We start from the raw sequence: 281 nt of genomic DNA, 5'->3' as shown, positions 1-281 counted from the left end.
GACAGGTGTTAGGGCATCTTATTCAGTAGAAACTACAGGAACCTTTGCCGTAAAAGCCGGTTCTACAAGCTCAGATTTTGCGATTAATGGCGTAACTATTGGTCAAACTGATTATCAAGATGGGGATCAAAATGGTGCCCTAGTAGCTGCTATAAATTCAGTTAAGGATACAACAGGGGTTGAGGCTAGTTTAGATTCTGGTGGTAAGCTAGTTTTAACTAGTTCTGATGGTCGTGGTATAGAAATCACTGGTTCCATGGGTGCAGGTTCAGGCGTATTAA

General features: G+C 42.0%; 1 protein-coding gene. It reads left to right on the top strand.

The genetic code is table 11. The features are described from left to right. On the top strand, window positions 1-281 hold a 281-nt coding region (locus FMM58_RS08435; RefSeq protein ID WP_317845997.1), incomplete at both ends, for a flagellin hook IN motif-containing protein.

The sequence above is a fragment of the Campylobacter sp. LR291e genome (genome assembly GCF_008633915.1).
Classification (GTDB): domain Bacteria; phylum Campylobacterota; class Campylobacteria; order Campylobacterales; family Campylobacteraceae; genus Campylobacter_D.
This window is presented reverse-complemented; position numbering and strand designations above follow the sequence as displayed.